The organism is Cryobacterium shii (assembly GCF_004402595.1).
Lineage (GTDB): Bacteria > Actinomycetota > Actinomycetes > Actinomycetales > Microbacteriaceae > Cryobacterium > Cryobacterium shii.
This window is the reverse complement of the sequence record NZ_SOFY01000060.1, coordinates 1-25,513: the sequence shown is the minus strand read 5'-3', so window position 1 is coordinate 25,513 and position 25,513 is coordinate 1. Positions and strand designations below refer to the sequence as shown.

Below are 25,513 nucleotides of genomic sequence, written 5' to 3'. Positions count from 1 at the left end.
GACGTCGGCGGACACGGCCCCGGGATCGTCGCAGCCGACCACTGTTGATCTCTCTTCAGTGACGTGGAATCCGGATTCTGGATCGTTCGACGGCTGGGCTTTACTCCCGTATGTGATCGATAACGACGGCACATGCACCCTGACATTGACGTCACCGTCCGGCGAGAAGGTCGTGGCCGTCGCTGCTGCCTACCCGGATGCGACGCTGACCTACTGTGATCTGCTCAGAATTCCCGGTGATGAACTCTCCGGGGAATCGTGGACCGCGGTCGTAACTTACTCTTCTCCTGCATACGTAGGAGAGTCCAACTCCCTTGAGGTCAGTCGATGAAAACACGCCTGTTTCGTATCCTGACCGGCGCTGCCGCCGTCATCCTCCTCAGCAGCCTGCTGACTGCACTATCGGTCGTTCGGACGACTGATAGTGCTGCCGCCATGAGCGGCTCAGAGTTCCAGCCCGGGAACATCATCAGCGACCAGAACTTCTATAACGCTGGCTCCATGTCCGAAGCAGACGTCCAGGCATTCTTCACGTCCAAGAGCTGCTCGCCCAGAGACGGCGTTCCCTGCCTCAAGGACTACTCCGCGACGACGCGAACCATCGCCTCTCCTGAACAGGGGCACTGCGCGCAGTACACCGGCGGGACCGCGGAGTCGGCAGCACGAATCGTTTGGAAGGTGGCGCAGGCCTGCGGAATCAGCCCGGCCGTTCTCATCGTGCTTATGCAGAAGGAACAGTCGCTCCTGACGAATCCCAGTGCCTACGGGTACGAGCGCGCTATGGGCTGGGGCTGCCCTGACAGCGGCCCGAATTACAGTGCGAGCTGCGATGCAAACTACTTTGGGTTGTTCAACCAGGTCTACAAGTCCGCATGGCAATTTCGTCAGTACACCCTTTATCCCGTGAGTATCCCGGGGGGCGGCACAAGGCAGTACCGCGTCGGAAACGTCTACATTCAGTACCACCCGAACTCGGCGTGCGGTGGCGTGAACGTCAACATCCTGAACCAGGCCACGGCGAACTTGTACCTCTACACGCCTTATGTCCCCAATGCCGCTGCCCTCGGGAACCTGTATGGCACGGGGGACGGTTGCAGCGCCTACGGCAATCGGAATTTCTGGCGAATGTACTACGACTGGTTTGGGAACCCAACCAGCGCACAGGGCACTCCGGCTGGGCAAATCTCGAAAATGTCCGCGGTATCGAAGCGGATCACGCTCTCAGGGTGGGCCGTTGACCCGGACGCTTGGGGAACCGCGCTTGTTGTCGACGTTCAGGTGGATTCATCCTGGACCCGGCTCACCGCTAATGAAAGTCTTGCCAGCGTGGCGGTCCAGTTTCCCCAAGCAGGTCAAAACCACGGCTTTAGCGGAAGCATTGTGGCGACCAAGGGCGCGCACACGGTGTGCGTCTACGTGCAGAACGTCGGACTCGGGTCGGCTCTTAGTTTGGGCTGCCGCACGATCGTAGTGCCGGATGAATCCCCGGCCGGAGCCATCACGTCCCTGGACCCGATCGCCGCTGGGCTCACCGTATCCGGTTGGGCCGTGGACCCCGACGCGCTCGACCAGCCCGTTGTCCTCGATGCGCAAGTCGACTCGCGATGGTTCACCTGGACCGCCAACCGAGGCTCACAGGCAGGTGCCGACGCCTATCCGGGCGCTGGAACCAGCCACGGGTTCAGTCAGAGCGTGCCGGCTACCATCGGTGCGCACACCGTGTGCATCTATATGCGCAATCTGAACCTGGGTTCGTCCTCGGGGCTGGGATGCCGGACGATCGATGTGCCCGACACCGCTGCCCAGGGCAAGCTCGAAACTGCCACCGCGGTGGCCGGAGGCATCAGCCTCAAGGGATGGGCCGTCGATCCTGATGCCATCACGGCGCCGCTGAACGTTGACGTGCAGGTCAACTCCGCCTGGTACCGGTTGCCCGCATCGTCAGCGAACCCTGGCGCGGAGGCGGCGTTCCCCGGCTCGGGGACCAACCACGGCTTCGCCGGAACCGTCGTGGCGGCCACGGGAACGAATACCGTCTGCGTCTATGTCAAGAACGCGATCAGCGGAGGCCCGGATGCGTCCCTGGGCTGTCGGGTGTTGACCGTCGACGGAGGGCTCAGCATCGGGCCGGGGTCTCCGCAGGGAGCCGTGTCCAGTCTCACCGGTGAAGCCGGCGCGCTGGCTCTCACGGGTTGGGCCATTGACGGCGACGCTCCAACGGCGCCGGTCAAAGTCGACATACAGGTGGATGGTAAATGGCTCCTGTGGAATGCCGATAAGAGCGATCCGACGGCTCAGTCCAAGTTCGCGGGCGTTGGCCTGAACCACGGCTTCAGCGGTTCGATTCCCGTCTCCGCCGGCACTCACACCGTCTGCGTGTACCTGCAGAACGTCGGCCAGGGAAGCGCCGCCTCTCTCGGATGCAAGCAGACTGCGACGACGGGAACACCAGGCACTGTTGGCGGACCACCCCAGGGTGATCTCGTTACCGCCACTGGCGGACCAGGTTCGGTAACGCTGACCGGGTGGGCGGTCGACCCCGATATTCTCACGCAGCCGGCAAAGATCGATGTGCAGTTGGACGGCCAGTGGCTGCTGTGGGCCGCCGACCAGCCGTCAGCGGCCGCCGAGGCTGCCGTTCCGGGCGCGGGGCCTAACCACGGTTTCACGGGGAGCATTCCCGTGCCGGCTGGCAACCACACGGTCTGCGTCTACGTCCAGAACGTGGGCCAGGGCTCGTCGATATCGCTTGGATGCCGGGCGGTCGCAAGCACGGCTGCTGCGGTAGCGGGTGGCCCGCCAAAGGGGGCGATTCTCGGAGCCTCGGGTGGTGCCGGTGGGATTGCTCTCACGGGCTGGGCGGTTGACCCGGACGTTCTGACTCAGGCGGTCAAGGTCGATATCCAGGTCGACAGCCAATGGCTCATGTGGAACGCGGATCAGAACTACCCGACAGCCGACACGGCGTTTCCCGGCGCGGGAGCCGCCCACGGGTTCGGCGGCACAATCCCTGTCCCTGCCGGAAATCATACGATTTGCGTCTACCTCCAGAACGTTGGTCAGGGTTCGGCGGTTTCGCTCGGATGCCGGTCGGTCTCGACGACCGCTGCCGCAGGGATGGCAGGTTCACCGCAGGGTGCCCTGCAATCGGTGACTGGTGGCGTAGGTGGTGTCAGCCTGACCGGCTGGGCCGTTGACCCCGACATTCTGACGCAGGCCGTCAAGGTGGATGTTCAGATCGATAGCCAGTGGGTTCTGCTCACGGCCGATCAGGCCAATCCCGCCGCAGAATCACAGGTACCCGGATCTGGTACGAACCATGGGTTTGCCAGCACCATTCCGGCAAAGGCTGGAAATCACACCGTGTGCGTTTATCTGCAGAACGTTGGCGCGGGTTCGGCGACATCCCTCGGGTGCCGGGCGATCGCCACCTCGTAGCCGAGACTCGTAGCGCCAGTTGTTAGGCTTCTCTGGACCGTGTGACATGAAAGAGGATCCAAATGCCGATCATCCGAACGGGCGTTGTCTCCGTCGTTCTCGTCAACTTCCGAGGCGCAGACGACACGATCGAGGCACTTGAGCACCTCCGACAAGTCGACTGGCCCGCTGAACGTCTCGAAGTCATTGTCGTGGAAAACGGCTCCGCTGACGGGAGCGCGGCGCGAATTCGCGAAGCGGCCCCCTGGGCCATCGTGGTGGAGTCCAGCGAAAATCGGGGGTTCGCCGGCGGCTGCAATTTTGGCGTCAACGCGTCCTCGGGTGAATTCGTGGCCTTCCTCAATAGTGATGCGAAACCTGATTCCCAGTGGATCCGCGCCGCCATCGACACTTTCGGTGAAGACAGTCGGATCGGCGCCGTGGCGAGCAAAGTTCTCGATTGGGATGGTGACCTCGTCGATTACATTGACGCGGGACTCACCTGGTTCGGCATGGGCTATAAGCCATTGGTCGGCTGGCCCGCGCACGGCGAGGGAACCGATGCCAAGGATGTGCTCTTCGGCACGGGGTCGGCTATGTTCGTGCGCCGCAGCGTATTTGACGAAATCAGCGGGTTCGACGAACGCTTCTTCATGTTCTTCGAAGACGTGGACCTGGGGTGGCGTTTGAACCTGCGGGGATGGCGATACCGTTTCTCGCCGGCCTCCATTGCTTTTCACAAGCACCATGGGTCCGTCAGTAAATTCGGTTCGTTCAAGGAAACCTACTTCCTCGAACGCAATGCCCTCTTCGCGATGTACAAGAATCTGGGCCAGGAACAGCTCGACAAAGCGCTTCCGGCCGCGTTGTTGCTGGCGGCCCGCCGGGCGGTGTCCCGGGGAGGATTGGAATCGAGCGAGTTCGACTTCCGCAACCCTGGTGGTGACGCTGAAGGTGCCGCTTCGATCGGAAAGGATAGCCTCGCGGGTCTGTTCGCGCTCGACCAGTTCGTCGAACACCTCGCATCGCTGACCGCCTCCCGAGACGAGATTCAAGGTTCCCGGGTGCGATCTGACGCATCCATGCTGCCACTGTTTCGCAAGACCGATGCACCGAGCTTCAGTGGACCCGGCTTCCTGGAGGGCTATGAGAGTCTCATTCATGCTTTCGGAGTGCTGGACGCACCCCGCGCGACCCGCATCCTGATTTTGACCGGCGATCCCCTGGGTGTGAAACTGGCCGGCCCGGCGATCCGTGCATGGAATATGGCGCTCGCGCTGTCCTCGGAGCACGACGTGACACTGGTGACCCTGTCGACACTGGAGGAACTGGACGCACCTTTCACATTGAAGAAGCTGCGCCCCGGTGACAACCGCAATTTCGAGACGCTCGAACGCTGGGCGGATATCATCGTCTTCCAGGGTCACGCCATGGCGATCTTTGACGCGCTCCAGCACACGGACAAGATTGTCGTAGTCGACATCTATGACCCGATGCATCTCGAGCAGCTCGAGCAGGGGAGAGAACTGCCTCCCGCGACCTGGCAGAAGCAGGTTGCAGACGCCACGGCGGTCCTGAACGAGCAAATGACCAAAGGGGATTTCTTCCTTTGTGCCTCTGAGCGCCAGAGGCACTTCTACCTGGGGCAGTTGGCCGCACTGGGTCGCATCAACCCGGCCACCTATGCCTCGGATCCCGATCTCGAGTCCCTGATCGCCGTCGCTCCGTTCGGACTGAGCAGCACACCTCCCGAACACGTCGTTTCGGTGCTTAAGGGGGTTAGGCCAGGCATCGGCGCCGATGACAAGGTGCTCCTCTGGGCCGGGGGACTCTACAACTGGTTCGATCCCAAGACGCTGATCAAAGCTGTCGCCGACCTGTCTGGTCGCCGGCCGAACGTGCGACTGTTCTTCCAAGGGACCAAGCACCCTCACCCGGGCGTGCCCGAGATGGAAATCGTGAGCCAGTCCAGAGAGCTCGCCCGAAGTTTGGGTGCCCTCGACCACTCCGTGTTCTTCAACGAGTCCTGGGTCGAATATTCGGTTCGGCAGAATTTCCTTCTGGAAGCAGACGCGGGAGTGAGCACTCATTTCTCCCACGTAGAGACGACCTTCTCTTTCCGGACTCGTATTCTGGACTATCTCTGGGCGGAACTGCCCATGGTCGTTACTGAAGGGGACAGCTTCGCTGAGCTGATCGCAGCAGAAGGCTTAGGAATTGTGGTTCCGGCGACAGACACGGATGCCCTTTCTGTCGCGCTGGAGCGCATCCTTTTCGATGAAGAATTCATCGCTGAGGCCGTGTCCAATATTCGACGGGTTCGGGAACGGTTCTTCTGGGAACGGACATTGTCCCCTCTCGTGGACTTCGCTCGTAACCCCAGTCACGCAGCGGACCGGCGTGCGTTGGAGGTGCCGAAAACGAGCCTGATGAGGGCTTCGGGAAGGGCTCCGATGCGGAGGAAGCCCTACGGTATCCGGCACGATGTGGAGCTGGCACTTCACCACCTCAGGCACAGCGGGCCACGCGCGGTCGCGACAAAGATCGTCAATCGACTCAAGCGCCGCGCGTGATAAACAGGGCGGAAGTCGAAACGAATCACCCCAAAGCACCTGGAGCCACATCTCGTATGAACGGTCACTCACCAACCGACCTCACGTCCGGCCGTAGATCTGGGCAAGTTCCTGGTGTTCTCGTTGCCGGTGTCCTGGCTGCGGTCATCCTGGCCACCAGCGTGGCCATCGCATTCGGACTCCCCATCTGGGTCCAGGCGATTGCGTGCGCTCTCCCATGGGCCATCGTGCTGCGGGCCCGCGTCGGGGGCGCTCTGACGATGGCAACCCTGGTGCTGGTGCCGCTCCTCTGCGCACTTTACGAGATGATGGTTACCCGCGTTCTTGGGCTGCCGCTCGACCTGACTTTGGCAGCGGTGTTTGCGGTAGGCGGTTTCCTTGCAGTTGGTGGAATACTCCGAACGGGTGGCCGGCTGACGCTCCCATCAGGTGCCACCCTCGGGGTCTGGGCGGCTCCCTGGCTCGGTGCTGCAGTCTGGTTCGGGACGTTGATTGCGAGTCACCTAATTTCGGGGGCCTCAGCCCTCGCTTGGATCACACGTGGTGATTCCGCGAACAATCTTCTATTCGCACGCCTTATCGTCGAGAATAACGGCATCACGACGGGGGCTGCCGAGAACCCCGTGCCGCTGCCAGCTGGGCTCCTCGCGCTTGTCATGGCTTCGAACCGTCATGGGGTCTCTCTTGCGGCAACGGTTCGCAGCGACGTCGGGGCCTTCGCTCAGGTGTGGATGCTCCTGATCGCGCTGTCCTGTCTCCTGGCGGGTATCGCCGCTGCTTCGCTCGTTGAACGTCAACGTACGGTCATCGTGGCCCTGGTCGGCGCGGGAGCCTCACTGCTTCCTTTGTCCTGGTTCATTTCCGGAATCTCCCTCGAGTATGGTTTCGTCAACGTCAACGTCCTTCTGCCGGTTGTCCTAGCGGCGTGGATTGCCTATTCCAATGTCCGGGAACACCCTGACTGGGTTCTCGGGCTGCTGTGTGTGGCAGGGACGCTGGTGTTGGCGGTGTGGAGCCCCCTCGTTGTTGTTCCGGCAGCACTGGCGCTTATGGTTGTGATTCTGAAGTGGAAGGCGATCCTCGCGACGCGTGGGATTGCGCTGGTCCTCCTCGTCGCGGCCTTTTTCCAGTTGGCCGTGTACGGCATCACACTGACCTTGCCGACTTTCCTTGGCGAACGCGGATCCCTCGCTGCCGTCGGCGGGATCTACCCCTTCCCGCCGGCGCTCCTCGGGGCCCTCGTCTTGCTGATCATCTGCCTAGCCGCAGTTCGAGGCGGCCAAGATATATTCTGGGGGACGATGGCCCTCATTGCCGGGCTGGGAGCAGGCTTGGGAGTTCTCCTGTTTTCGAACCGTAGTCAGGCTACTTTGTGGGGCTACTACCCGCAGAAATTTCTCTGGTTGTTCGCCGTGGTGGTGCTCATCCTGGTGGCCGGATTCGCCGGAGATCTCATGGGTCGCGCGACGGGTCCAGGACCCTTGCGTTGGATCGCATTTGCCGCCCTGGCCGGAGCATTTGCAAGCACATTGAGTCTCACGAACTTCGTTTCGGGCTACGACGCCAAAAACGTTGTCGCCCGAGTCCTCACGGGCGATTCATTCGGGCAGGGCGACGCGGCTACTGAGCGGTTCCTCAAGCTCGCGGGCGAGCCTGCTCCGACCGTGCTCTGGCATTCGGGAGACGACAATGAGGGACAGATTAATTTCTGGCTCCTTCAAATCCTGTCCGAGGATCAGCCGGAAGACGGATTCCCCTTGCGTTACCTGGCCTACACCGCCGATCAGAAGGACATCGGCTCCCTCTGCTCGATCATCAAACTGACCGGGCCCGGCACCGTCGTGCTCACTGCAGAGAGCTCTCTCGCCGCGGATCTCGGTGCGGCTTGCCCCGCGGATGCCAAGAAGGTTGTCGTCAAAATGGATTAGATGCCTGGCCTGCCACCCGGACGGCAACCGTCGTTACGGCGTGTCACCTGCATCGGCGCGATGGGTGGCGGTTTCCAGTTGGGTGACCCGGTTCGCTAATAGGGCGGAATACTCGGCCAGCGCGCGGGTCTTTCCCTCCAGCTCGGTCAACTCAGCACTCTGCTGGATGCACACGAGGAACAGAATGAAGAGACTCACGAAGAAGACCAGGTTTGTCGGAACCTCGACCCCGACAGCGGCTGCCGTCCAAATGAGGACCTGAGGAAAAACCCCAATGACGAGGGCAAGCACACCGGCGATGATCCACCAGATAGCGTGACGCTCGCGCAACCGACGGCGGCGGAGCATCTCGGTGACCACGCCGAGGGCGAGCATTGCAGCTGCGATTCCAAGGATGTAACTGGCAATGGTCATGAACTGGTCACCTCGGTGGCTAGGGGGACGCGCGGTCGCATCAGAGCGATCATCAGGGCCATGCCGGCTCGACCGAGGTATGCCGCCGCCTTGAACGGGTTGTGGGAGGGGACGCCACCGGCGCGAGGGCGCATCGAAACGGGCAATTGGCGGATTGTGCATCCCGCCCGGGCCGCGATCACCAGCGACTCGATGGTGTCGCCCAGATACTCCGCCGGGTAGTGCTCGGCGAAAAGCCGCACTGCCCGAGGACCCGTCGCGCGGAAACCGGACGTTGTGTCGGTGAGTTTGGTCGCCGCGAGTGAACTGATAATTGTGGCCAGGACGATCATCGCCCATCTTCTTGGACCCTTGACTGAATAGTCGCCCTCACCGGCGAAACGCGCGCCGACGACCACATCAGCGGAATCGAGAGCGTCCACGAGCATTGCTACCCCGGACGGGTCGTGCTGACCGTCCGAATCAACCTGGACGACGTTTTGGAAGTCGTGGGCCAAGGCGTACTTAAAGCCGACCCGCATCGCGCCGCCCACGCCAAGGTTGAAGGGCAAACTGATCACCGTGGCACCGGCGAGTCTGGCACGCTCTGCTGTTCGATCGGTTGAGCCATCGTCAACGACGAGAACGCTGATGCCGGGGAGTTTCGAATAGACCTCGTCGACGACGGCCGCCACGGACTCCTCTTCGTTGAGGGCCGGCATCACGATCAACGTGTGCTTCAGAAGGGTCGTCATGAACAAAATCCTATCCAACAGGCCGGGTGGTGGCGGTCCCCGCGGTGGTCAACGGCTCGAGGCGGAGCCACGGATTACTTGCCGAAGACGTGACGGAGGAGTGCTTGGCGCCCCTGGGCGTTCCCCGAGCGGACCGCAGCCGGCAACTCGCTGAGCGCGTTCATCCGGGAAGTGAAGTGGATCCGCGCGGCGAGGGAAGCGCCGGTCCAACCCATCGTGCTGAAATCGCGGGACGATTCGGTGAAGAGCGTGCGTTCCTGGGCGAATTTCGACCCGTCCGGGCCGGTCATCGCCGAAACGCTCGCCGAATGCCTCCGGTAATTGAAGGTGACCTCGTCGTCGAGCACCAGGCTGCCCCCTCCCTTTACGATTTCGGCGAGCATGGCGAGGTCCTGGACGACGTCCAAATCAACCCGGAAACCATGTTTCCGCAGCTCGGAGGCTCGCCAGACCAAGGAGGGGAAATAAGTCCAGTTACCACGCATCAGGCTCGTGGCCAAAGCTGGACCCGAATACTCGCGGGCGCCGCGGCCGCGGAACTGATACCAGGATTTGGCGCGGTCCGCGAGCGGGAGGATCGGCCGGCCGTCGGTATCGATGACGGACACACCGCACTGAATGATGGACGAATCCGGGAATTCGTCGATCAACTCCTTGGTGCGGCGGACGAAGTTCGGCAGCATGATGTCGTCGCAGCCCATGATGACGGCGAATTCGCTCTGCATCAGCGATACGCATTTGCGGTAGTTTCGGCTTGGCCCGAGGTTCTCTTGATTGCGGATGTAGGTGATGCGATCGTCGCCCAGACCGCAGGCCCATTCGCCCGGGGCGAGGTCCGGGTAGACGTCGTCCACGATCACCATCCTCCAGTCCGGATCCGACTGCGCGCGCACGCTTTCGACCGCTTGCTGGAAGTGGTCGAAGCGCCCATAGAAGGGCATCATGATGTCGAATTTCACGGGGGTCTCTATCGGCTGGACTCGGGCGGTGGTTCATCAATCGTGTCACAGTTCACTGGACGAAAGGGGTCCCCGGCAGGGACCAGAAGACCCGGGGCGGCTTCGAGTCATCCCGGTCAGGTCGCTCCAGAGTAGAATCGGGCGGGTTTGGTAGCGCAGTGAAAGCAGGATGATGAAGCAACCATGGCGCACCTCAGACGAGGAGAAGACGGCCATGCCAGCGAGCGAAACAACCATTGGTGCCCGCGGTGCCTCGGGGATCGGTGTGGCATCCGCGATTGCGGCTGCGGCCGGTTTCCTCATCTCGCTGGTCGTCGCGCGCACCCTTTCCCCAGCTGACACTGCGCAATTCCTGATCTTCTGGGGCCTCCTTTTCGGCCTCTTCGGCACGCTTTCGGGTATTCAGAGCGAGACCACGCGTGCCGTGCGCAGTGCCGTTCTCGCGGATCGTGTCGGACGGGGCCGGACCTCGACGAGGGTGTTGCCCGCTGGTCTCATCGTCGGCGCGGTGGTGTCCGCAGCACTCCTCGCCTCATCCGCGCTGTGGGCCGAGAAGCTCTTCCCCGCAGGATCCCCATGGGTGATCATGGCGGTGGCGCTGGCCGGCTTCGCGTACTCCGGCCACGCCACCCTGGCCGGCGCGGCGGCGGGAAGCCAGAATTGGCGCCTCTACTCCTGGCTGATGGGCAGCGAGTCGCTTGTGCGCTTCCTCTGCGTCGTCGCTGTGGCCCTCACGACCGCAACTGTCGTGGGCGTCGAAGTGGCCTGCACCTTGGCGTCCCTCGTCTGGATCGTCTTCCTTGTGATTTCCCGCGAAGCCCGTGGGGCCATCCGAGCGAGATCGGACGTCGCGCTCCCCGCATTGCTTCGCCAGCACTCCTACGCGCTGGTTTCCGCGGCGGCAACAGCCGCGCTGATCGTCGGATTTCCCATCATGTTCAGCCTCACGTCCTCACCAGCGGCCGTCGCGTCGTCGGCCGGTTTACTGCTTGCCGTTCAGCTCACCCGTGCTCCGATTATGATCCCCCTCCAAGCTTTTCAGGGGGTGGCAATTGCGTCCTTCGTGAATCAGCGCGACCGGGGCCTCCGTGCCCTTGGGCGGCCGGTTGGGCTCATCATCGGGATCTCCGTCGTAGGGGCGGTTCTGGCGTGGTGGATTGGCCCGTGGCTGATGTTGATCTTTGGTCCCGGCTACGTCGTGGGAGGTGCCGTACTCGCGCTGTTGACCCTCGGCGCCGGGGGCATGGCGGTTCTTACCCTGACCGGAGCGGCCGCGCTGGCCTCAGGACTCCACCGTGTCTACACGCTCGGATGGATCGCGGCGACGTTCGCAAGCTTCGTCCTTCTTATGATTCCGGCCTCGTCGGATGTTCGGGTCACCCTGAGCCTGTGCGTGTCTCCTCTGATCGGGATTCTCGTGCATGGTCTTGGGATTCCCGTCGCAGGCGGCAGGCGGCAACCACCTCGGATCGAGGACGTAACGTGAGCGACGCACCCCGCCCCGTGCGATTCAGCGTGGTCATGCCCGCATTCAACTCCGTGGCGACCATTGGCCGCGCGATTCGGAGCGTCTTGGCACAGACCGAGATGGATTGGGAGTTGCTGATCGTCGACGACTCGTCGACGGATCGAACGGTCGACGCGGTGCGTGAACTGATGATCGCCTCACCGGAGGCTCAAATCCGACTCATCGTTCAGACGGAAAACCGGGGGGTGGCGGCGGCGCGCAACGCGGGCCTCGCGCACGCGACGGGGGACTATGTCACGTTCCTCGACAGCGATGACGAGTATTTGCATGACCATCTCGCCATCTTTGCTGCGGAGCTTACGCCGGAGATCGACATCGTTATCGGTGGACGCGAGATCGTCAGGACTGACGGTTCCGTGGACCATGCCGCGTCCCGGGGTATCGGAGTCTGGTCCGGCAGGGAAGCGGTCCGCCAGGCCATGCTGGACCGCCTCACCCCCTTCCCGTGGGACAAGGTGTTTCGACGCAGCCTCTTTGACACGGTGCGTTTTCCAGAAGGAGCCGCCCGCTTCGAGGATATGGTCACGAATATCGTTCTCTATTCACACGCCCGAATGGTCAAGGCGGTTGCCACACCTACCTACCGCTATTTCATCAGCGGTCAATCGCTCACCTGGGGGAGAGTGCCGACCCTCGCCGACACAACCGTGGCACTTGACTACCTGGCGACCCACCTTCGACACGAGTTCACCGTCGGCATGTACGCGAATCCCTTGCGCTCGATGCGCACGCTGATTTCGCTGCTGGTCGCGCAGACAGCCATCTCAAGGGGACACACCTCTGCCGAGGCGCGCAATTCCGTGCGACAGTGCCGACGTGCCGTTCGAGTTCCGGACGTGTGGGCAACCCTTCGGGCCGAACCGCGACTGGGAATTGCTGCGCTGCTCTTCAAGACGGCGCCCAGCGTGTACACGGCGGCCTACCGCCGTCATGTCAAACGAGCCTTCGGAATGACCGCCTGATGCGTCCAATGGCTCCCGGCGCACCCCGTGTCCTGATGCCCAGATCTGTCTTCTGGTTTGCCTTCGTGATCATGTCAGCCCTCTCGATCCTGTGGGCGCTTGCCAGCCCAATTTTCTCTGTTCCCGACGAGAATGCTCATGCTACGAAGGCAATCGCCCAGGTTCGCGGGCAGGTCATCGGCTATCACGTTCCGGGCATCAAACACACAGTCGTGGATTTGCCGGCCGAGTATTCGTACGACCCGCAGATTCAGTGCTTCGTGTTTCAGTCTGCACAGCCGGCGGATTGCGGGGTGGAACTCGGGGATCCGGGTGGGGCCTTGTGGTTCAACACTTGGGTGGGTGCCTACAACCCGCTGTATTACTACGCTGTCGGCTGGCCCAGCCTGATCTTCGACGGCTCAACCGGAATCTACGCGATGCGCATTGTCAGCGGGCTGCTCTGTTCTGTGTTCGTCGCGTGGGCCTTCCAGACCGCCATGTCGGTCCGACGCGCGCGGTGGATGCCGCTCGGATTGGCCTTTGCCGCTGCGCCGATGGTTGTGTATCTCTTTGGCGCCGTAAACCCAAACGGGATCGAGATCGCTGCGACGCTGGCCCTGTGGGTATCCCTTTTGAGGCTGCTTCAACAGCTCGATGGGCGAAATCTGGGGACGGTATCCACCTTGAGTCGCGGATATCTGTGGTTCATCGTGACGATTTCCGCAATCGTCCTTGCTACGGCGCGTGCCCTTGGACCGCTCTGGCTGGTCGTCGTCGTCGGGCTCTGCTTCCTCGCGGGTGGGTGGCTGCCCGTGAAAAGACTCTTCACGACGGGGTCCAGCTATCTTTGGCTCACCCTGGTTGCGGCGGGTTCCCTGTTCTCAATTCTTTGGACCCTTGGCGGCGGAAGTCTGTCCAGTCAAGCCGACAAGTCCGATGCCCCTCTCGTGGGGGCGTCGTTCGTGCAGGGGTTCGTCTACGTCCTGCGCAACACCCCGAATTTCGTCAAGCAGGCAATGGGGTACTTCGGCTGGTTCGACGCGCCACTTCCCGCCTACGCCTATTGGCTGCTCGTCTCCGCGATCAGTCTTCTCGTGGTCCTGGCATTCGCGGTGGCACGGCGGAGGAACCTGATCACTTTGGCTTCGGTTACGGCCGCTTCTATCTTGGTGCCGGCGTTTCTGCAGGGGTACAGCGTCTCCCAGACCGGCATCATCTGGCAGGGCCGGTACGGACTCTTCCTGTATCTCGGGGTGGTCATCGTCGCGGCCGTGGTTCTCTCCGGATCTGAGGGCGCCGGGTTGGCCTTCCTGTCGACCCGGGTCATCTGGGTGGCGCTTGGTTCCATCGTGCTGTATGGCACGGTGGCCTACTTTATTGTTCTGCAGCGTTACGTCGTTGGGACGGAGCTGCCGGTCAGCGCCATGTGGAGGGAACCTGCCTGGCAGCCGCCGCTCGGCTGGCCGACGCTCGTGGTGCTCTACGGCCTCGTCTCACTCCTCTTCCTGATGTGGTCGGGCCGGCTGGCCATGAGGTCCGCCCGGGCCGACGATGAAGCCGAGGCCTACGAGGCCTACGAGGCCTACGAGGCCTACGAGGCCAACGAGGCCAACGAGGCCGCGGTCCCCGAACCGGAGACCGAGACCGTCCGTGGCTGAACCGCGAGTCGCGGTCGCGTTCGACTGCCTGTTCCCGGTCAACACTGGCGGCGGCGAACGCGTGTACCGCCGCCTGGCGGAACTCTTCGTGGAGCGAGGATGCCCCGTCGACTATGTCACCCGCCGGCAGTGGGCGGCGGAGGCGCCCCCGGCGGCGTCCTTCTCCCTCGTTCCGGTGTGGCGGGGCGACATCTACGACGCCGGCGGCACCCGCACCCCGCGGAGCGCGGTCGCGTTCGCCTGGGCACTGTTTCGCCACTTCCTCCGCCAGCGCGGAAGCTACGACGTCGTCGTCGTGAGCACGCTGCCGGTGCTGAACCTGTTCGCGGTGCGGCTGGCCCTCCTCGGCACGCACGCGTTCGTGGTCGCCGACTGGCTCGAGGTCTGGCCGTGGCCCAAATGGCGGCAGTACGCCGGCGCGATGTCCGGAGCGATCGCCTTCCTGCTGCAGTCGGTGGGCATCCGTCTCGGTGACCTGCACACCGTCAACAGCGAGTTCACCGGAGCCCGCCTGCGCCGCTACCGGCGGCGCGCGCAGCCGGTCACTCTGGGCCTGGTCGATCTCGTCGGCGACGAGCCCGGGGCCACGACCGAACGACCGGCCGACCCGTACCTGCTCTTCGTGGGCCGCCACATCGCCGACAAACGTCTGATCGACCTGGTGCCGGCCCTGCGGGAGGCTCGCAGCCGGATTCCGGCCCTGCGCGCGGTCATCGTGGGCACGGGACCCGAAACGCCCCGGGTGGTCGCGCGGGTCGGCGCACTCGGCCTCGACTCCGCGGTCGACGTGCGAGGCCGGGTCAGCGACGAAGACCTCAGAAGCCTCGTGCAGGGTGCCCGGGTGCTGGTCAACCCATCCCGACGCGAAGGCTTCGGCCTGGTCGTGGTGGAGGCGGCCACGTTCGGCACGCCCAGCGTGGTGGTGGCCGGCCCCGACAACGCGGCCGCCGAACTGGTCGTCGACGGCGTGAACGGATACGTCGCCGCATCCGTGGCCCCCGTCGAACTCGGCGCGGCCATCGTGCGGGCGGTCGAGGCCGGAGAGCCGCTGCGCCGCTCCACCCTCGACTGGTTCCAGCGCGAGCGGGTCAGCCACGGTCTGGGCGCCTCGGTCGACGAAATCCTGGCGCGCTACCGCTCGGCGAGAACCCGCTGAAGCGACGCCACGGTGTCCCGGGCGGTCCGGCCCCACGAAAAGGTGCGGGCCCGGTCCCGGCCTCGTTCTGACATGCGGGCCAGCTCGGCCGGGTCGTCGAGCAGGCCGGACAGCGTCGCGGCGAGGGCTTCGGCGTCCTGCGGCGCCACGTAGACGGCCGCCTCCCCGGCGACCTCGTGCAGCACCGGGATGTCGGAGCAGACCACCGGGCAGCCCCGGGACATGGCCTCCAGCACCGGCAGGCCGAAGCCCTCGAACAGGGTCGGGAACACGATCAGGCTCGACTCGGCGTAGAGCCGGTCGAGTTCCTCCGCGCTCAGCCAGCCCCGCAGTGTCACCCAGGGGGCCAGGCCGAGCCGGGCCACGACGGGGGTCAGGGGGTCGTCGCCGTGGCTGCCGGTGACGACGAGGTGCGGCCGCGATTCGGCGGGCACCAGGGCGAGGGCCTCCAGCAGCAGGGGGAAGTTTTTGTGCGGCATGCGGTTGCCCACGGCCAGCAACCGGCGCGGCAGCCGGGGGAGTGGCGCCGCTGCCGTGCCGGAATCCGCGTCCGCGTCCTGGCCCGCGAGCGGCACCACGTCGATGCGGGCGGGCGGCACCCGGAGGTAGCGGACGATGTCATCCGCCGAGGCGACGCTGACGGTGAGAACGCGGCGTGCGCCGTGCGCCGCCACCCGGATCATGGTGCGGAGAATGCGCGAGTACGCGCCGGGCACGTATTCCGGATGCCGGAACGGCAGCAGGTCGTGCACGGTCAGCACCACGGGCACCCGCGACCAGGCCGGACCGAGGTTGGCCGGACAGTGCACCAGATCGGCGCGCTGCCGCCGGGCCGCGCGGCCGACGGAGAAGAGCTCGCCGCGGGCCCAGGCGATCCGGTTCTCGCCGCTGATGCCCGAGTCGACGATCTCGCCCGGAAACCAGGGGGCACCCGCGACCGCCAACTCGCTCGACGCGAGGCCGACGAATTCGATCCCGTCGGCACCGGGCTCGATCCGGCTGTACACCTCCCGCACGTACGACTCCATGCCGCCCTTGCGGCCGGTGAAGAAGAGCAGGTCGACGAGGACGCGGCTCATACTGCGGCCGCCACGACCAGTGCGGCGGCGCGCACCCGTCGGCGCCGTGCGAGCTCGTAGAGCACGGCCGACGCCAGCTCGGCGATGAGGAGACCCAGGAACACGGCGGACAGGCTGTGCAGCGCCAGGCCGATCCCGGCGAGGGCGAACGCCATCACGGAGACGGCTGCGCGCAGCCCGGTGAGCAGCCGCACCTCGCCCATCCGGCGCAGCGCGGCGAACGGAATGGTCGTGGCGAGTGACGCGGCCCGCCAACCGCACGCGAGCACGAGCGACAGGATGGCGGCAGAGCTGGTCCAGACGCTGCCGAAGATAAAGCCGAGCACCCCGGTGCGCTCCAGCGCCACCAGCACCACGACTGCTGCGAGCACCGCGCCGGCGGACACGACGATGTCGAGGCGGGAGTGCTCCTTGAGCAGGCGCAGCCGCATGAAGTTCAGGGGGATCGCGAGCAGGCCGGACACCGTCGCGATCGCGGTGAACAGCACCGCGTCGCCGGGCCCGATCAGCGTCAGGATCATGGCGTTCAGGAGCGGGTAGATCACGCCGGTGATCGCCGTGTCGGCCACCACCCAGCCCATCACGGCCGGCTCCGGACGGCTGGCCCGATGGGTCACCGGCAGGCAGCGCACCAGCGTCGCCAGCGCGATGCCGGCCACCAGGGGGATCAGCGCCCAGTCCTGGCCGGTGAACGCGGCCGCCACGCCGCCGAGGGCGCCGAGCCCCACCGCGACGGATGCCCAGATCTCCCGCAGGTCCAGACGCTCGGCGACCGAGACGCCCCGCCCGACTTCCAGGGCGGCGATCAGCAGCGGCAGGCCGAGGCAGAGCACGACCGGGTTCGTCGCGTTAAGCGCGATCACCGAGGCGGCGACCAATGCCAGACCGGCCAACCAGAGCGGGAACACCACCCGGCGTTCGGTGGCCGCCGAACTGAGCCGGGACTCGAGCACGACCGCGAAGGTCAGCTGGCCGGCGAAGGTGGCCACCATTACCGCCACGGCAATCACGCCCTGCTCCGGCCGGCTGAACAGCCGGGACGAGATCGCGACCGTCGCCGCGGGGATGACGGCCAGGGATACGCCGCCGAGCAGGGTGATCAGGCTCAGGGTGGCCCGCCGCAGTCGGAGCGGCGAGGGCAGGTCGGCCGTCACCGGGTCACCGCGGTGAGCGTGCCGGCGGCGCCGAGGGTTCGACCGAGCATTCCCTCGAGGCGACCCAGGAACACCCACCAGCCGTCGATGAGGGCGTTCGTCCCGCGATTGCGCAGTCCGAAGAACAGGCCGCCGCCGAGGAACGCGAACCGCCACCAGAGCGGATACCGCCAGCGGGTGACGAGGCGACCCAGCCCCCGGCCGTAGCCGCGCAGCTTGTGCCGTCGTTCCGCGCTGCTGAGCCCGCTCGGGTCGCTGACCCCGCCCACGGTGAGCGCGGCCGGCTGCCACGCGAACCCGGAGTGCTGCCCGGTGCGGATCAGCTTCAGGAGCAGGTCCGTGGCCTCCCCGGCCTGCCAGGGTGTCGGGGCTCCTGTGCCGATCTCCGGGTCGAAGCCGCCGAGCCGGTCGAACACGGTGCGCCGGATCAGGATGCCCATCTCGATCACGCTCCACACCGTCCACCGGGTCAGGGTCGCACCGGGCTCGGGCAGCACGAACTTGGGCCCGTTCTCGTCGACCACGGTGAGGGCGCCCGCTCGGAAGTCCTCGGGGAGGAGCCGCATCCGTTGCAGCGTGCCGGGTGGGTACCAGGTGGTGTCATTGGGAAAATTGAGCAGCAGGTCGCGGCCCGCCGGCAGAGCGGCGACGCCCGCGTTCCGGCCGCGGGCCGCCCCGGGCGGCGACGTCGTGACGGTGATCCGCATGCTGTCCGAGCGGTAGGCGGATGCGAGTGCCTCCACCGCGGGCAGGTTGCGCTGGGCGACCACGACGAGGGTGTCACCCGCTGAAAGCTGCCCGGACAGGGAATCAAAGAGTCGCTTCAGGCTCTCGACACGGCCGAGCGTCGACACCACCAGTCCTAAGTCCACACAGCACATTCTGTACGATGAGGGGGCCAGACCAACAATGACAGGACTCGCACCGAGCATGACAATCACCGAAACAATTGAACTCTCGATCCTGATGCCGTGCCTCAACGAGGCAGAAACGCTCGCGGTCTGCATTGACAAGGCCCAGGGGTACCTGCGGCGGAGCGGCATCGCCGGCGAGGTCCTGATCGCCGACAACGGCAGCACCGACGGGTCGCAGCAGATTTCCGAGGCCCACGGGGCCCGGGTGGTGGACGTCGCGGAGAAGGGCTACGGCAGCGCCCTGATCGGCGGAATCGAGGCCGCCCGTGGCACGTACGTGATCATGGGCGACGCCGACGACAGCTACGACTTCAGCGAGCTCGACGGCTTCGTCGAGCGGCTCCGCGCGGGCGACGAACTGGTCATGGGCAACCGCTTCCGCGGGGGCATCGCAGCCGGTGCCATGCCGCCGCTGCACAAGTACCTCGGCAACCCGGTGCTGTCCTGGATCGGGCGTTCCCTGTTCCGCTCGCCGATCAAGGACTTCCACTGCGGGCTGCGCGGCTTCAACCGCCAGTCCATGCTCGCCCTGAAATTGCAGACGTCGGGGATGGAGTTCGCCAGCGAGATGGTCGTCAAATCCACCCTGGGCGGGTCCCGGGTGAGCGAAGTGCCCACCACCCTCAAGAAAGACGGCCGCAGCCGTCCGCCCCACCTGCGCAGCTGGCGTGACGGCTGGCGCCACCTGCGCTTCCTGCTCATCTTCAGCCCGCGCTGGCTGTTCCTGATCCCCGGCAGCGTCGCGTTCCTGATCGGCTTCCTCGGCACCATCCTGCTCGGCTTCGGACCCGTCGTGGTGGGGGAAGTGGGCTTCACCTATGCCAGCCAGATCTACCTGGCCGCGCTGGCGGTGGTCGGCTACCAGGCCTTCCTGTTCGCCCTGCTGACCAAGATCTACGCCCAGCACGAGGGGTTTCGTATCCCGCGCAGCCGCAACTTCGAGCGACTCGAGAAACGCATCAGCCTCGAGAGCGGCGCCATCCTCGGCGTCGTGCTCTTCCTGATCGGCCTGGGCATCGCCCTGACCCAGCTGGTCGGCTGGGCGGCCGGCGGCTACGGCGCGCTGGAGGCCGGCGCCACCGTGCGGGTGGCCATCCCCTCGGCCCTGCTGATGATGCTGGGCTCGCAGACGGTGATGGCCGGCCTGTTCCTCGGGGTGCTCTCGGTCGGTCTGAAGCGACGCTGATGGCCCGCCCGACCGGTTCCGCCTCGCGTGCGCCCGCGGCATCCGTGCCCCGCGTGTCAGTGGCGCTCTGCACCTACAACGGCTCCGAATTCATCGAGGAACAGCTGCGCAGCATCCTGGACCAGAGCGCGCCCGCCGATGAGATCGTCGTGTCCGACGACGGCTCCACCGACGACACCCCGGCCGAGGTGGAGCGCGTCTTCGCCGCCTGGCAGGGCGAGCATCCGGGGCAGGCCGTGACGCTGCGCATGATCCGCAACCCGGCGCCGCTCGGCGTCACCTGGAACTTCGAGCAGGCGCTCGCCGCGTGCACGGGCGAGTTGATCGCCCTCAGCGACCAGGACGACGTGTGGCCCCCGGAACGGCTGGCCCTGCTGGCCGCCGAGTTCGCGTCCCGGCCGCCGCTGCAGCTGCTGCACACGGATGCCCGCCTCGTCGACGAGGCCGGCCGGCCGACGGGCCGCACCCTGCTCGCCACCCTGGGGGTGTCCGCCGCCGACCAGGCCGCGGAACATCGGGGGCACGCCCTCGACCTGCTGCTGTGCCGCAACATCGTCACCGGCGCCACGGCGATGCTGCGCCGCGACCTCGTGCAGCAGGCGCGCCCGTTCCCGGCCGCCTGGGTGCACGACGAGTGGCTCGCGATCGTGGCCGCCGCGACCGGGGAGGTCGACCTGCTCGAAATCCCTTTGCTGGACTACCGTCAGCACGCGGGCAACCAGATCGGCGCCTCCAGCCTCGACGCCGCCGGCAAGCTGGGCCGGCTGCGGGCGCCGCGCACGGCCCGCAACGCCCGCCTGCTGGCCCGCGCCCAGGCCCTGCAGGAGCGGGCCGCGCTGCTGCAGCCGGCGCCGTCGGCCGCCACACTCGCCCTGATCGACGCCAAGCTGGCGCACGAACGCCGGCGCAGCACCCTCCCGGCCCTGCGTCCGGCCCGGCTGGCGCCCGTGCTCGCGGGCTGGCGCGCCGGCGACTACGTCCGGTTCGGGCTCGGCCTGCAGGACGTGCTGCGCGACCTGGCCCAGCCGGTCTGAGCTGCCGCTGCCGCTGCCGCTGCGGCTGCGGCTGCGGCTGCTGCGGCGGCGGTCGCGGTCTCGGCTGCCGTTTTCCGGGCGCGCGGCCCGCTACTCGTGGTAGCGGTGCGGGCTGGGCTGCAGCAGGCTGCGCCAGCTCTTGCCCTGCGCGGCCTTGACCGCGCAGATCAGCAGGAGCAGCCAGCCGAACTCGACCAGCACGGTGCTCTCCGCCGCCGAAGTGACCAGCAGCAGCACCAGGATCAGCGGCGACCACACGTAGACCACGGGGCGCTTGTCCGAGGCGAGCAGCCAGGACCGCCAGAACGCGAGCCCGACCAGGGCGAGGAAGGCGAGCAGGCCGACCAGCCCGACCTGGAAGTAGACGTCGAGGAAGGCGTTCAGCCCGGAGGCGTGCTCCCGCCCGGTCACGAAGTCCAGCCAGCCGTACGGGGTCACCTGGGCCGGCCAGAGCCCGGCCCAGCCCCATCCCTCCAACGGATGCAGCCGGCCCAGACGCCACATTTCGCTCCACAGCGTCGACCGCACCTCGAATTCGCTGCCCGCGTTCAGCAGTTCGGTGATGCGCGCCCGGGCGATGAACCCCGCGATGCCGGCGACCGCGGAGGTGATGAGCAGCCCGATCTGCAGGATCCACCGGCCCTCGGCCGGCGTGTGGCGCAGCCAGTACAGGGCCAGCGCCGCGACCCCCACGAAGAGCGCGACGACCAGCATGACGGGGGAGCGGGTGAGCAGCAGGGCGAAGCCGGCGAGGGCGATCGAGCCGACGCCGATTGACCGGGGGACCGACCGGGACCGCAGCTCGACCACGAAGGTGACCCCGGCGATCAGCGAGACGAGCCCGAACAGGTTGCGGGAGCCGAAGAGGCCCTGCACCGGCCCCAGGGTGGCGATATTGCCCTGGATGCCGAGGAAGGCGATGGGCAGGTCGAGCAGGAGCCCGGACAGCACCTCCAGCGCCAGGGACGCCACGAGCAGAAAGCGCAGCACGTCCCCGGTGGCGCGCACGATCTGGATGGTGTCGCGGGCCAAGGCGATGTAGACGGCCAGGAACGTGAAGGCCAGCTGGTAGAGCACGGCGCTGAGGGTCTCGAACGGGTAGCCCGTCCAGAGCAACGACAGGGCGCACCAGCCCACGAAGACCATGATCGAGATCGGCAGCAGCCCGTGCCAGTCGATGCTGGCCCAGCGGGCGCTGAGCGAGAACGCCGCCAGTGCCACCAGCCCGACCAGCACGCCCAGCAGGCCGGGCCAGCCGATCAGGCTGCGCACGGCGTGGGTGCCGAACGCGAAGCCGAGGATGAGCACGGTCAGTGCGGCCGCGAACTTCGGTGACGCGAACAGGCGCGTGAACGGGGCCGGAGCGGCGGGTCGGTTCGCGCGGTAGGTCATGGCTGTTCCACGCTACCGCTCACGGCAGCGTCTGAACGGATGACTGGGCTCTCTTGGTCGTCACGGCGAGCACCACCAGAAGAACCCAGCCGGACTCGATCAGCATCCGGCTCTCGGCGACGCTCTGCGCGAGGAGAGCGGTCAGCAGCAGCAGCGGCAGCAGCGAGGAGACCGTGTACGGCGCAGTGTCGGCAACGGTGCGGCGCGGCCGGTCGACGGCGAGGAGCCAGGACCGCCACAGCGTCGACAGCACCAGGGCGATGAAGATGATCAGGCCGAGGATACCCAGTTGCAGCCAGACGTCGAGCCAGGCGTTGTGGGCCTGCAGGTAGACGACGCCCCGGCGCACCGCGAGACCCTTGAACGGCTCGGCCCACGGCGCCCAGTAGCTCACCCAGCCCCAGCCCTGCACCGGGCGCTGACCGGCCAGGTCGATCACGCTCCGCCAGATGTCCAGGCGGCCGGTGAGGTCCGCGCTCTTGCCCAGCAGCGGCAGGATCCGGGGGGCGAGGGCGGCCAACGCCGCGGACACGGCGACGACGGATGCCGCGGCCGTCAGGTAGACGACGCCTCTCCGGTCCGGGCCGCGGCGACGGGCCCAGAGCGCGAGGCCGAGCACCACGGCCACGACGACGGCGGCGAAGCTGACGGTCGCGGACCGGGTCAGCACCAGGATCAGCACGGCGAGGGACAGCCAGGCCACGCCCCAGCCGCGGCGCACGGTTCCGGCCGCCAGCTGCAGGGCGAAGACGATCACGGCGAGGAGGGCCAGGAAGCCGAGCAGGTTGCGGTTGGCGACGATGCCCTCGATCGGCCCGCCGTGGAAGAGGAGCCCGCGTGACCAGTAGAAGGCCTGCGGCACCGTGTCGGTGCCGTAGTCGACCCAGAACGGGAGCACGGGCTGCCGCACGAAGAGCCCGACGGTCACCTCGAAGACCAGGGACAGCCCGAGCGCCCAGCGCAGGGCCGCGCCGAGGGTGCGCAGAAGTTCGGTCCAGGTCAGGCAGAGGGCGAGGAAGAGTGCGGCGAAGGTGGTCACCCACTGCAGTGTGATGCCGATCAGGGACGCGCCCAGGTAGTTCGTCCAGACCAGCGACAGGGTGGCCAGCCCGAGAAACGCGATCAGCGACTTCGGGAACCGGGGCCACATCCAGTCCGGCTTCAGGCGGACGAGGCCGATGAGGATGCCGGCGCCGATGATCAGAACGATCGCGCCGTAGCCCCACCAGCCGAGCAGGCTGCGCCAGAATTGCCCGGCCAGAACGGAGAAGAACACGAGGGTCGCGAAGGTGCGAACGACGAAACGGCTCTGGACAGAGGGCATGACACTAAGGGTAGTGGCGAGGCGGGGTCACTTTTCGTCACTTTTAATACCCCGGGGGGTATGCTTATCCCGGAGGCACTTGTGAAAACACTCATTGTTGGCGGAGTTGCAGGCGGTATGTCGGCGGCTACGCGATTGCGGCGGCTGGACGAGACGGGTGAAATCATTGTATTCGAACGCGGGCACTATGTGTCATTCGCGAACTGCGGTTTGCCGTATTACGTCGGCGGCGTGATCCAGGACCGCCAGAACCTGCTGCTCCAGACCCCCGCCTCGCTGGCCGCCCGGTTCAACCTGGACGTGCGCGTCGACCACGAGGTGACCGGCATCGACCGCGACGCGAAGACCGTCTCCGTGCGCCACACCCAGACCGGCGTCGAAACCGTGGAGGCCTACGACCGGCTCATCCTCGCGGCCGGCGCGACCGCCCGCACGGGGATCACCCCGGCCGGGCTCGCCACACGCACCCTGCGCACGGTCGACGACGTCGACCACATCGACGCCCTGCTCCGCGACATCACCGGCCCGGCATCCGCCGTGGTGATCGGTGCGGGCTTCATCGGCCTCGAGGCCGTCGAGAACCTCGTGCACCGCGGAGTCGCCGTGACCCTGGTGGAGTTCGGCGCCCAGGTCTTCGGCCCCCTCGACGTCGAAATGGCCGCGCCGGTGCTCGACGAGCTGCGCGCCCGCGGCGTCGACGTGCGGCTGCACAGCACGGTCGTGGCCGCCGCGAACGGGGGAGTCGAGCTCAGCGACGGCACCATCGTGCCCGCCGACCTCGTGATCGACTCCGTCGGTGTCGTCCCCGACACCTCCCTCGCCTCCCGGGCCGGGCTCACCATCGGCGCCAGCGGCGGAATCGAGGTCGACGACACCCAGCAGACGAACGACCCCTCGATCTGGGCCGTCGGCGACGGGGTCGAGAAGATCGACGCCATCAGCGGCCAGGGCACCCTGATCACCATGGCCGGGCTCGCGAACCGGCACGGCCGGGCGACCGCCGACAGCATCGCCGGAACGCCGGAGCCGGCGTCGCCGGCCCTCGGCACCGCCATCGTCGGCGTCTTCGGCCTCACGGCGGCCATGGTCGGCTGGAGCGAGAAACGCCTCGTCGCCCAGGGCCGCGCGCACCGGGTCGTGCACACCCACCCGGCCTCGCACGCCACCTATTACCCGGGTGCCGAGACCATGTCGATGAAGCTCCTGGTGGACCCGGAGTCGGATGCCATCCTGGGCGCCCAGATCATCGGCGGCAGCGGCGTCGACAAGCGCATCGACATCCTGGCGACGGCGATGACGGGCGGGCTGACGGCATCCGCCCTGACCCGCCTCGAACTCGCCTACGCGCCGCAGTACGGCTCGGCGAAGGACCCGATCAACCAGCTCGGCTACGTCGCCGCGAACCTCGCCGCCGGAACGACCCGCAATCTGCAGTGGCACGAGCTGGAGGCCGCCCAGGCGGCCGGCGCCACCCTGGTGGACGTGCGTACGGCCGGCGAATTCGCCGCCGGCAGCATCCCGGGCGCCGTCAACGTGCCCCTGGACGAGCTGCGCGAGCGCCTCGGCGAACTGCCCGCCGGAACCCTGGTCGTGCACTGCCAGGTGGGGCAGCGCGGACACACCGCGGCCCGCATCCTCAGCCAGAACGGCCGGGACGTGCTGAACCTCGACGGCGGCTACCGCACCTGGACGGCCGGCGTCTCCACCCTCACCCCCGCCACCTTCGCCCGAAAGGCCTGATCATGGAACCCGACCAGAACCAGAAGAAGATCGTCAACCGGCTGCGCCGGGCCCAGGGCCAGCTCGGGGCGGTCATCACCGCGGTCGAGGCCGGCGGCAGCTGCAAGGACGTCGTCACCCAGCTCGCCGCCGTATCGAGCGCGCTCGACCGGGCCGGGTTCGTGATCGTGTCGACGGCGATGCGGGAATGCCTCGACAACCCGGATGGGCAGAACTCCCTCACGGTCGACGAGCTGGAGAAGCTCTTCCTCACCCTCTCCTAACCAATTCGACGGAGATTCTGGCTCTCCTGCTGCATCTGTGGGTCTTTCGGAGCGCCTTAACGGCCGCACGCCGCTTCCTGTCTAGGTTTCTGACTGTCAAGGAAAGAAACTTTATA

20 protein-coding genes are annotated in these 25,513 nt (G+C 66.2%); 12 read left to right on the top strand and 8 right to left on the bottom strand.

Annotation, left to right across the window (positions count from 1 at the left end):
* Positions 1–112: 112 nt before the first annotated feature.
* The 4 genes from E3O49_RS16590 to E3O49_RS10935 all read left to right on the top strand — a co-directional run bounded on the left by E3O49_RS16590 (position 113) and on the right by E3O49_RS10935 (position 7,918).
* Positions 113–331 (top strand): hypothetical protein, encoded by a 219-nt coding sequence (locus E3O49_RS16590; protein WP_134410050.1) that lies wholly within the window; start codon positions 113–115, stop codon positions 329–331.
* A complete protein-coding gene (locus tag E3O49_RS10945) occupies positions 328–3,438 on the top strand; it encodes a hypothetical protein (RefSeq protein WP_134403334.1) in 3,111 nt (1,036 codons plus the stop codon). Before E3O49_RS16590 ends, E3O49_RS10945 begins: the two co-directional genes overlap by 4 nt.
* Before the next feature lie 62 nt (positions 3,439–3,500).
* Positions 3,501–5,990, top strand: a complete 2,490-nt coding sequence (locus tag E3O49_RS10940) for a glycosyltransferase (RefSeq protein ID WP_134410048.1) — start codon at positions 3,501–3,503, stop codon at positions 5,988–5,990.
* Between the two features lie 260 nt (positions 5,991–6,250).
* A complete protein-coding gene (locus E3O49_RS10935; RefSeq protein ID WP_134403336.1) occupies positions 6,251–7,918 on the top strand; it encodes a hypothetical protein in 1,668 nt (555 codons plus the stop codon).
* Positions 7,919–7,951: 33 nt separating this feature from the next.
* On the opposite strand, the gene E3O49_RS10930 is transcribed toward E3O49_RS10935, so the two are convergent.
* The 3 genes from E3O49_RS10930 to E3O49_RS10920 form a co-directional block, all read right to left on the bottom strand.
* Positions 7,952–8,332: a DUF2304 domain-containing protein gene (locus tag E3O49_RS10930; RefSeq protein WP_134403337.1), complete on the bottom strand. Its 381-nt coding sequence runs from the start codon at positions 8,330–8,332 to the stop codon at positions 7,952–7,954.
* On the bottom strand, positions 8,329–9,066 hold the full coding sequence (locus E3O49_RS10925; protein ID WP_134403348.1) for a glycosyltransferase family 2 protein: 738 nt from the start codon (positions 9,064–9,066) through the stop codon (positions 8,329–8,331). The genes E3O49_RS10930 and E3O49_RS10925 overlap by 4 nt, the downstream gene beginning before the upstream one ends.
* A 74-nt stretch (positions 9,067–9,140) precedes the next feature.
* Complete coding sequence (locus E3O49_RS10920; protein ID WP_198417487.1) at positions 9,141–10,025, bottom strand: glycosyltransferase family 2 protein; 885 nt, start codon at positions 10,023–10,025, stop codon at positions 9,141–9,143.
* A gap of 169 nt (positions 10,026–10,194) precedes the next feature.
* Between E3O49_RS10920 and E3O49_RS16585 the strand changes: the two genes are divergently transcribed.
* From E3O49_RS16585 to E3O49_RS10905, 4 genes are read left to right on the top strand one after another with little or no spacing between them, the layout of a single operon-like run.
* Positions 10,195–11,511 carry a polysaccharide biosynthesis protein gene (locus tag E3O49_RS16585; RefSeq protein WP_160141089.1) on the top strand — a complete coding sequence of 439 codons (1,317 nt, stop codon included), beginning with the start codon at positions 10,195–10,197 and terminating at the stop codon, positions 11,509–11,511.
* Positions 11,508–12,515 (top strand): glycosyltransferase family 2 protein, encoded by a 1,008-nt coding sequence (locus tag E3O49_RS16580; RefSeq protein WP_160141088.1) that lies wholly within the window; start codon positions 11,508–11,510, stop codon positions 12,513–12,515. Before E3O49_RS16585 ends, E3O49_RS16580 begins: the two co-directional genes overlap by 4 nt.
* Positions 12,516–12,550: 35 nt before the next feature.
* Complete coding sequence (locus tag E3O49_RS10910; RefSeq protein WP_160141087.1) at positions 12,551–14,155, top strand: DUF2142 domain-containing protein; 1,605 nt, start codon at positions 12,551–12,553, stop codon at positions 14,153–14,155.
* Positions 14,148–15,311, top strand: a complete 1,164-nt coding sequence (locus E3O49_RS10905; protein WP_160141086.1) for a glycosyltransferase family 4 protein — start codon at positions 14,148–14,150, stop codon at positions 15,309–15,311. Before E3O49_RS10910 ends, E3O49_RS10905 begins: the two co-directional genes overlap by 8 nt.
* Here E3O49_RS10905 and E3O49_RS10900 read toward each other — a convergent pair.
* The 3 genes from E3O49_RS10900 to E3O49_RS10890 are packed head-to-tail and all read right to left on the bottom strand — an operon-like array spanning position 15,287 to position 18,416.
* Positions 15,287–16,390 (bottom strand): glycosyltransferase family 4 protein, encoded by a 1,104-nt coding sequence (locus tag E3O49_RS10900; protein ID WP_134403341.1) that lies wholly within the window; start codon positions 16,388–16,390, stop codon positions 15,287–15,289. The two genes, E3O49_RS10905 and E3O49_RS10900, sit on opposite strands and share 25 nt — an antisense overlap.
* The gene (locus E3O49_RS10895; protein WP_134403342.1) at positions 16,387–17,544 is read right to left on the bottom strand and encodes a hypothetical protein; all 1,158 of its coding nucleotides are present in this window, start codon (positions 17,542–17,544) and stop codon (positions 16,387–16,389) included. Before E3O49_RS10895 ends, E3O49_RS10900 begins: the two co-directional genes overlap by 4 nt.
* Complete coding sequence (locus tag E3O49_RS10890; RefSeq protein ID WP_134403343.1) at positions 17,541–18,416, bottom strand: glycosyltransferase family 2 protein; 876 nt, start codon at positions 18,414–18,416, stop codon at positions 17,541–17,543. Before E3O49_RS10890 ends, E3O49_RS10895 begins: the two co-directional genes overlap by 4 nt.
* 58 nt (positions 18,417–18,474) lie before the next feature.
* Between E3O49_RS10890 and E3O49_RS10885 the strand changes: the two genes are divergently transcribed.
* Both E3O49_RS10885 and E3O49_RS10880 read left to right on the top strand, forming a co-directional pair.
* Positions 18,475–19,644: a glycosyltransferase family 2 protein gene (locus E3O49_RS10885; RefSeq protein WP_241976241.1), complete on the top strand. Its 1,170-nt coding sequence runs from the start codon at positions 18,475–18,477 to the stop codon at positions 19,642–19,644.
* The gene (locus E3O49_RS10880; protein ID WP_134451567.1) at positions 19,644–20,678 is read left to right on the top strand and encodes a glycosyltransferase family 2 protein; all 1,035 of its coding nucleotides are present in this window, start codon (positions 19,644–19,646) and stop codon (positions 20,676–20,678) included. The genes E3O49_RS10885 and E3O49_RS10880 overlap by 1 nt, the downstream gene beginning before the upstream one ends.
* 90 nt (positions 20,679–20,768) lie before the next feature.
* On the opposite strand, the gene E3O49_RS10875 is transcribed toward E3O49_RS10880, so the two are convergent.
* Together E3O49_RS10875 and E3O49_RS10870 are read right to left on the bottom strand one after the other, a co-directional pair.
* Positions 20,769–22,070: an O-antigen ligase family protein gene (locus tag E3O49_RS10875; RefSeq protein ID WP_134410393.1), complete on the bottom strand. Its 1,302-nt coding sequence runs from the start codon at positions 22,068–22,070 to the stop codon at positions 20,769–20,771.
* Positions 22,071–22,089: 19 nt separating this feature from the next.
* Positions 22,090–23,394 (bottom strand): O-antigen ligase family protein, encoded by a 1,305-nt coding sequence (locus tag E3O49_RS10870; protein WP_134451566.1) that lies wholly within the window; start codon positions 23,392–23,394, stop codon positions 22,090–22,092.
* Between the two features lie 81 nt (positions 23,395–23,475).
* Between E3O49_RS10870 and E3O49_RS10865 the strand changes: the two genes are divergently transcribed.
* Positions 23,476–25,134, top strand: coding sequence for an FAD-dependent oxidoreductase (locus E3O49_RS10865; RefSeq protein WP_134367591.1), 1,659 nt, complete (start codon positions 23,476–23,478; stop codon positions 25,132–25,134).
* Positions 25,135–25,136: 2 nt separating this feature from the next.
* Positions 25,137–25,397 (top strand): metal-sensitive transcriptional regulator, encoded by a 261-nt coding sequence (locus tag E3O49_RS10860; protein WP_134367589.1) that lies wholly within the window; start codon positions 25,137–25,139, stop codon positions 25,395–25,397.
* Positions 25,398–25,513 lie beyond the last annotated feature (116 nt).